This is a genomic window from Bordetella genomosp. 7, assembly GCF_002261415.1.
Lineage (GTDB): Bacteria > Pseudomonadota > Gammaproteobacteria > Burkholderiales > Burkholderiaceae_B > Bordetella_A.
On sequence record NZ_NEVI01000023.1, the window covers coordinates 548,251 to 554,983 of the forward strand.

Genomic DNA, 6,733 nt, shown 5'->3' on the forward strand with positions numbered 1-6,733 from the left:
GCACCGGCCGCCCGTCGCGAGCGGACGGGCATCATGCCGGCATCGGCAGCCTGTTTTGGTGCAAGAAGCTCGACAGTGAATAGCGTGCCACTTCGCGCCCGGCCGCGTGCTTGAAGGCGACGGTGTCGGCTGACGTTTCGCACAGCCATGGGCTGAGGTCGCGCGGCTTTTTCTGCGCCAGGGCTTGCAGCGAAAACAGCCCGACACAGCAACCGCCGTCGGGGTCGCGCGCCGAGAAATACTCGAAAGCCTGTACGCCGGCCTCGCGCATGTCGGTGCCCAGTTGCTGCGAGGCCTGGTATTGGACCGGATGCGCGAGTTCGGCCCGATAGGCATCAAAAGGCGGCTCTTGCAGCCGCACGCCCGTGGCGGTTCTGTAGGGCACCGAAAACAACGTGTGCTGGCTGCGGATATGCGCTTTGGGCGGCGGCGCCTGCATCGAATGCCAGAACACGAAACGGTAGTAGGCAGATTCGGCAAGTGTGGCGGCAAGGCTCAGGCCGCCATAGAAAATGCCCGGCTCGTGCACGCGGCCAAAGCGCGACCCCCACCGCAACGGGGGGTAGCGGAACGGCGTGGTCAGAAGATAGTGGTACCCGGCGGCGCCGGCCGGGTAAGGCGGCTTGCTGTCGTCGATGAGCGATTCCAGCACGGCCTGCTCTTCCAGAGTGTCGACGTAGCCCAGCGTGGCGATCTGTTCCTGGCTTTCGACCAGCCGGATTACGGTTCCGGATATGGGCCCCACGTACCGCTGGCCCCGGCACTGTTGCCAGATCATCAGGTCTTGCCCCGGATGGCGTCGGTGAACTGCAGCACCGTCATCAGCCCCTGGATGCTTTCGATCTGCCTGGCCGGTATGCCGCCCGTGACGCGGTTGGGCGTGTGCATGAAATGGCGGATCCAGTCGGGGTCGCCGCCTGCCAGCGTATAGAGCGCGCGCGCCAGGCGCAGGAGGAGCACGGCGAGCTCGCCCTGCTTGGACGCCGGGTCGAGCGAGGGGTTTTGCTTGAGGCGGCTGATTGCGGTGCGATGCACGCCGAGCACGGCGGCAAGGTCGGCCTGCCGCAGGCCGAGTTGATCGGCGGCGCGCAATACCGCCTTGGCCAGCACGGCGTCCGGCGATGGCTTGATATGGCGCAGGGCAGTCATGGTGGGCCTTCGTGTGTGTACAGCACATATATTATAAAAAATGTGCAAATCGAACAATGCCGTATGCCCCGGTGCCGGCAGGGGGGCGGCCGGCGCGGTGGTATAACTCTTCGCAACTTGCGTCGCTTCGGTGCGGCGCGCTGACAGGAGACCGCACATGACTTCGTCCCATGACGCATCGGCGTTCCAGGCGCTGGCCGGCGTCACCACCGCCACCTTGACCACCGTGCTGCTCAAGAAAGGCCTGCGCAATGTGTGGATCCGGGGCGCCATGCCGCTTACGGCGGGCGCGCAACGCATGGTGGGGCGCGCCTTCACGGTGCGGTTTGTTCCCGCGCGCGAAGACCTGGCCACGCCTGAATCGTGGAGCTCGCCCCGGTCGACGCGGGCGGCCATCGAGCAGATGCCTGCCGGGTGTATCGCGGTGGTAGACGCCAATGGCATCAAGGACGCCGGGTTCTGGGGCGATATTCTTTGCGCCCGCATGGCCAGGCGCGGTGTTGCCGCCCTGGTCAGCGACGGCGCGGTGCGCGACCTGGCGGGCGTACGTTCTACCGGGCTGCCGGTCTGGGCAAGCGGCGCGGCGGCGCCGCCATCCGTGGCGGCCCTGACCTTCGCCGACTGGCAGCAGCCCATTGGTTGCGGCGGCGTGGCGGTATTTCCGGACGATGTCATCGTGGCCGACCAGGATGGCGCGGTGGTTATCCCCAGCGCCCTGTTGCATGAGGTGACCGCCATGGCCGTGGAGCAAGAGCGGCTCGAGGGCTGGATCATGGACGAGGTGCAGGCGGGGGCCTCGCTGCCCGGCCTTTACCCGCCCAACGCCGAGAACAAGGCGCGCTACGAGGCTGCGCGCGGCAACCCGGCCAACGGCTGAAGCATGGCGGCGTCAGTGTGTCCCGCTGTCGTCCAACGGCACGCACGCTGGGCCGGCGCGCTATGGCTGGGTTTGCTGGCTGGCTGTGCCACCCAGGTGCCCGAAGCGCCCACGAAAGGGCCGACCGAAATCCGGGCCGACGTGCACCGATTGCTGCCTGCCAACCTGCCCGACCGGCATGGCTGGGCGCGCGACATCGCCGTGGCGTTCACCGCTCAGGGCCTGGATGCCAGCCAGGAAAACCTCTGCGCCGTCATCGCGGTTACCGCCCAGGAATCGTCGTTTCGTGCCGATCCGCCGGTGCAGGGCCTGCCGCGCATCGCGCGCCGCGAAATCGAGCGGCGTACGCAAGCGATGCATCTCCCCGCGTTCCTGGTGCAGGCCGCCCTGAACATCAAGTCGCCCAATGGCAAGACGTACAACCAGCGCCTGGACACGGTGCGTACCGAGAAACAGCTCAGCGAGCTCTTCGAGGGCTTTATCGGCATGGTGCCGCTGGGGCGGCAGCTGTTCGGCGGGCTGAATCCGGTGCGCACCGGCGGGCCGATGCAAGTCAGCATTGCCTTCGCGCAGGCCCACGCACAGGACTACCCATACCCGGCCGAACCTTCCATCCGGCACGAAGTGTTCACGCGGCGCGGCGGCATGTACTTCGGCATTGCGCATTTGCTGGGCTACGATGCCAGCTATCCGTCCGTGCTGTACCGGTTCGCCGACTACAACGCCGGCTGGTACGCGAGCCGCAATGCGGCTTTCCAGGCGGCAGTCAGCCGGCTCAGCGGTATCGAGCTGGCGCTGGACGGCGACCTGCTGATCAACGGGTCTATCGACCCCAGCCAGACCGAACGCGCCGTGCGCGCCATACGCAGGCGCCTGGACATCAACGAAGCCCGCATTCGGCCCGAACTCGAAAAGGGCAAGACCTTCGGCTTTGAAGCCACGCGTCTGTATCGGCGGGTGTTCGACCTGGCCGACCAGGACGCCGGCACGCCCGTGCCGCGGGCCGTGCTGCCAGGCATCAAGCTATCCAGCCCCAAAATTACCCGCAACCTTACCACCGCATGGTTCGCCAACCGCGTCCATGACCGGTGGAAGCAGTGCATGGCGAAATAGCCCGCTGGCCGGCCAGCGCGCCCGGGGATATCGTACGGATATCCCCGCCAGGCTCCCGGGCACGATATTTGCAAGCCTGCCCCGGCATACCGACACCGCACAAGGAGTCTTATGCAACACGGCCACGATTCCCCCGACGCGCCGCCAGCCCGAAGCTGGCAGGAGCCCGCCGTGCCGTCTCCCGGTGGAATCGCTTTGTTTCTGGATCTGGATGGCACGCTGGCCGACATCCAGGCCGATCCAGGGCTGGTGGCTGTTCCGCCCGCCACATTGGCCACTTTGCAGCAATTGCACCAGCGGCTCGACGGCGCCATTGCAATTCTGTCCGGCCGCCCGGGCATCGACATCGACCGTCTTTTGCACCCCCTGCGCCTGCCCTACGCCGGGGGGCATGGCGCCGAGCGGCGCGACCGCCTGGGCGTCATCGTGCAATCGGCGGTGCCCGCCAGCCTGGAGCCGGTGCGCGCAGCGTTGCGCAGGCAGATCGCCGATTGGGCGGGCGTATGGATCGAACCCAAGAGCCATGGCCTGGCGGTGCATTTCCGGGCCGCGCCCGGCATGGGCGCGCGCGTGGAAAAACTGGTGCGCGATACGGCCGCCCGCCACGCGCCCGACTTTGAAGTGCAGCCGGGCAAAATGGTGTTCGAATTGCGCCCGCGCGGAATTCACAAGGGCGCCGCCGTGCAGGCGTTCATGCGCGACGCGCCCTTCGCGGGCCGCACACCTGTCGCGGTGGGCGATGACCTGACCGACGAGTCGGCGTTTATCGCCGTGCAGCAGGCCGGCGGCTACGGCATCAAGATCGGGGCCGGGCCCAGCAGCGCCGTCTGGAGATTTCCGAATCCCGAGACGCTGGCGGGGTGGCTGCGGCGCCTGGGCGAGCAAACGCCGTAACGTACGCGCAAGGGGACATACATGAGCCGACTGATCGTCATTTCCAACCGGGTCGCCGTGCCCGCCGGCGCCAGGACGCCCGGGGGGCTGGCCGTGGGGCTGTACGACGCCCTGCGCGATTCGGGCGGAACATGGCTGGGATGGAACGGAGAAATCGGCGAAGGCCCGGGCGACATGCCGTTGTCCAGCGTTACCCGCGACAACATCACGTATGCGACCTTCCCGCTGGCCCAGCGCGACTATGACCGCTTCTACCGCGGGTTTTCCAACACTGTGCTGTGGCCTGCTTTTCATTACCGGCCCGATCTGCTGCGCTATCGCCGCGCTGACTACGATGGCTATCTGGAAGTCAATCGCGATTTCGCGCGCCGTCTCGCGCCGCTGTTGCGGCCGGACGACGTGATATGGGTGCACGATTACCATCTGCTGCCTCTGGGGCAGTATTGCCGCGACCTCGGCGTGCGCAATCGCATCGGCTTCTTTCTGCATATTCCGTTTCCCGCCGCGCCGGTGTTCGAGACAATTCCTCCTCATCGTGATCTGGCGCGCGCGATGTGCGCCTACGACGTGGCAGGTTTTCAGACACACGCCGACGCGCAGGCCTTCAGCGACTACTGCGCGACCAATCTGGGGGCGGTTGCCGCGCCCGAAGGGCTGCGCGTCAATGAACGCGTTTTGCGCGTGGATACCTACCCCATAGGCATCGATGTCGATGAAGTTGCCGCGATGGCGCGCAAGAAGGGGTCCAGGCAGCTGGTGGCCCTGAAATCGGAACTGGCCCGCCGAAAGCTGATCATCAGTGTCGACCGCCTTGACTACAGTAAAGGCTTGCTTGAACGGTTTGCCGCCTTCGAGCATCTGCTGGAGATCGAACCCGATCATGGCCGCGATGTGTCGTTCGTGCAGTTGGCGCCCTCTTCGCGCGCGGATGTGCAGGGGTATCGCGAGATCCGCCGCGAGCTCGACCGCGCGGCCGGCCGCATCAATGGCAAATGGGGAGAGCTGGGCTGGGCGCCGCTGCGGTACATCAACCGGCAGTACAACCGCGCGACGCTGATGCCGCTGCTGGGGGCATCCCAGGTCGGCCTGGTGACGCCGCTGCGCGATGGCATGAATCTGGTGGCCAAGGAATACGTGGCGTCCCAACCGCAGGATGATCCCGGCGTGCTGGTGCTGTCCAGGTTCGCCGGCGCCGCGCATGACATGCAGGATGGCGCTTTGATCGTCAACCCATACGACATCGAAGGCATGGCGCATGCCTTGAATATGGCGTTACGCATGCCGTTGGCCGAGCGCCAGGAGCGGCACCAGCGATTGATGCGCATTCTGCGCGAGCGCGACCTGGCCGCCTGGAAGAACCGCTTCCTGGGCGACCTGCGGGCAGGGGGCTGAGCGCCGGGCCGGATTCAACTGCACAAGCCTGTTACACCGTTTCTTGGTACGCTTCTGGCAGAAATCGTCTTTTCCAATCGAACCAACACGTTGTCAGTGCCCGCTATTTCGCCGATATCCGCTACCCCCGAGGCGCCGCGCCGCCCGTTGAATTCGCCGGCCTGGCGCCGCGCCAGCGCCGTGTGCTGCGTGGGCCTGCTCATGTTGCTGGGCGCATGCAGTTCTACCAAGGTGGGGCCGGGGCAATATCGCGTGCAGTCGGGCGATACGCTGACCAAGATTGCGCGCCAGCACAACACCACCGTGTCCGAGCTGATGCGGCTGAACAATCTATCGAACCCGAATCGCATCGCCAAGGGCCAGGTACTGCGCGTAGACAGCAAGAGCCGCGCCGCGGCGCCCGCACCCAGCCAGAAAGCGCCGCCCGCGCCGGCCGCCTCGGCCGCCGCGCTGCGCAACATCAAGCTGGCATGGCCGGCCGATGGCACCATCACCCGCCGCTACAACGGCAGTTCGTCCAAGGGCATTACTATCGTCAACAAGGCGGGTACGCCGGTGCGGGCCGCCGCCGCGGGCAGCGTGGTGTACGCGGGCAACCGCCTGCGGGGCTATGGCAACTTAGTCATCGTGCAGCATTCCGGCGATTTCCTGAGTATCTATGCCCATAACAGCCGGATGCTGGTCAAGGAGGGGCAAAAGGTTACGCAAGGCCAGCAGCTTGCCGAAATGGGCAGTACGGATCGCCAGGGGCCTGCGTTGTACTTTGAACTGCGCCATCGCGGCCAGCCGGTGGACCCCTCGGGCGCCTTGCCGCCGCGCTAGACACGCCGTCGCGCGGGCAAGAAAAAAGCCAGGCAATAGCGCCTGGCTTTTTTTTGCGGGTAGCCGCGTCAGTCTTCTTCGACGAAGGTTTCCTGGCGCTTCTTGCGGATGGACGGCAGGGCCACCAGCACCACCAACACCAGCGCCGCGGCCAGCAGCGAGGCCGACAGGGGGCGCTCGACGAAGGTGAGGAAGTCGCCGCGCGACAGCAGCAGGGCACGGCGGAAGTTCTCTTCCATCATGGGGCCCAGCACCAGGCCCAGCAGCAGCGGGGCGCCTTCGCACCGCAGCTTGGCCCAGATGTATCCCACCACCCCGAACGCGGCCGTCGTGTAGATGTCGAATACGTTGTAGTTCAGCGAGTACACGCCGATGGTGCAGAACACCAGGATGGCCGGGAACAGGATGCGGTAGGGCACGCGCAGCAGCTTGACCCACAGGCCGATCAGCGGCAGGTTCAGCACCACCAGCATCAGGTTGCCGATC

Annotated in this window: 8 protein-coding genes; 5 read left to right on the forward strand and 3 right to left on the reverse strand. The window is 66.1% G+C overall.

What is annotated here, in order from left to right:
- Positions 1–31: 31 nt before the first annotated feature.
- Together CAL18_RS19500 and CAL18_RS19505 are read right to left on the reverse strand one after the other, a co-directional pair.
- Positions 32–778: an RES family NAD+ phosphorylase gene (locus tag CAL18_RS19500; RefSeq protein WP_094818552.1), complete on the reverse strand. Its 747-nt coding sequence runs from the start codon at positions 776–778 to the stop codon at positions 32–34.
- Positions 778–1,149 carry an MbcA/ParS/Xre antitoxin family protein gene (locus CAL18_RS19505; protein WP_026639463.1) on the reverse strand — a complete coding sequence of 124 codons (372 nt, stop codon included), beginning with the start codon at positions 1,147–1,149 and terminating at the stop codon, positions 778–780. Before CAL18_RS19505 ends, CAL18_RS19500 begins: the two co-directional genes overlap by 1 nt.
- Before the next feature lie 157 nt (positions 1,150–1,306).
- Between CAL18_RS19505 and CAL18_RS19510 the strand changes: the two genes are divergently transcribed.
- The 5 genes from CAL18_RS19510 (at position 1,307) to CAL18_RS19530 (ending at position 6,247) form a co-directional block, all read left to right on the forward strand.
- Positions 1,307–2,026: a ribonuclease activity regulator RraA gene (locus CAL18_RS19510; RefSeq protein WP_094818553.1), complete on the forward strand. Its 720-nt coding sequence runs from the start codon at positions 1,307–1,309 to the stop codon at positions 2,024–2,026.
- A 3-nt stretch (positions 2,027–2,029) separates the two neighbouring features.
- On the forward strand, positions 2,030–3,139 hold the full coding sequence (locus tag CAL18_RS19515; protein WP_094818554.1) for a DUF1615 domain-containing protein: 1,110 nt from the start codon (positions 2,030–2,032) through the stop codon (positions 3,137–3,139).
- A gap of 111 nt (positions 3,140–3,250) precedes the next feature.
- Positions 3,251–4,033 carry a trehalose-phosphatase gene (gene otsB, locus CAL18_RS19520; RefSeq protein ID WP_038852282.1) on the forward strand — a complete coding sequence of 261 codons (783 nt, stop codon included), beginning with the start codon at positions 3,251–3,253 and terminating at the stop codon, positions 4,031–4,033.
- A gap of 21 nt (positions 4,034–4,054) precedes the next feature.
- Positions 4,055–5,425 carry an alpha,alpha-trehalose-phosphate synthase (UDP-forming) gene (locus CAL18_RS19525; RefSeq protein WP_094818555.1) on the forward strand — a complete coding sequence of 457 codons (1,371 nt, stop codon included), beginning with the start codon at positions 4,055–4,057 and terminating at the stop codon, positions 5,423–5,425.
- A 90-nt stretch (positions 5,426–5,515) separates the two neighbouring features.
- A complete protein-coding gene (locus tag CAL18_RS19530; protein ID WP_249278440.1) occupies positions 5,516–6,247 on the forward strand; it encodes a LysM peptidoglycan-binding domain-containing M23 family metallopeptidase in 732 nt (243 codons plus the stop codon).
- 68 nt (positions 6,248–6,315) lie between these two features.
- Here the strand turns inward: CAL18_RS19530 and CAL18_RS19535 are convergent.
- On the reverse strand, positions 6,316–6,733 hold a 418-nt coding region (locus tag CAL18_RS19535; RefSeq protein WP_170940396.1), incomplete at its 5' end, for a tripartite tricarboxylate transporter permease.

Bases quoted from the DNA above. Each gene is read 5' to 3' on its own strand.
- CAL18_RS19500 (WP_094818552.1), bottom strand. From the start codon at position 778: ATGATCTGGCAACAGTGCCGGGGCCAGCGGTACGTGGGGCCCATATCC.
- CAL18_RS19505 (WP_026639463.1), bottom strand. From the start codon at position 1,149: ATGACTGCCCTGCGCCATATCAAGCCATCGCCGGACGCCGTGCTGGCC.
- CAL18_RS19510 (WP_094818553.1), top strand. From the start codon at position 1,307: ATGACTTCGTCCCATGACGCATCGGCGTTCCAGGCGCTGGCCGGCGTC.
- CAL18_RS19515 (WP_094818554.1), top strand. From the start codon at position 2,030: ATGGCGGCGTCAGTGTGTCCCGCTGTCGTCCAACGGCACGCACGCTGG.
- otsB (WP_038852282.1), top strand. From the start codon at position 3,251: ATGCAACACGGCCACGATTCCCCCGACGCGCCGCCAGCCCGAAGCTGG.
- CAL18_RS19525 (WP_094818555.1), top strand. From the start codon at position 4,055: ATGAGCCGACTGATCGTCATTTCCAACCGGGTCGCCGTGCCCGCCGGC.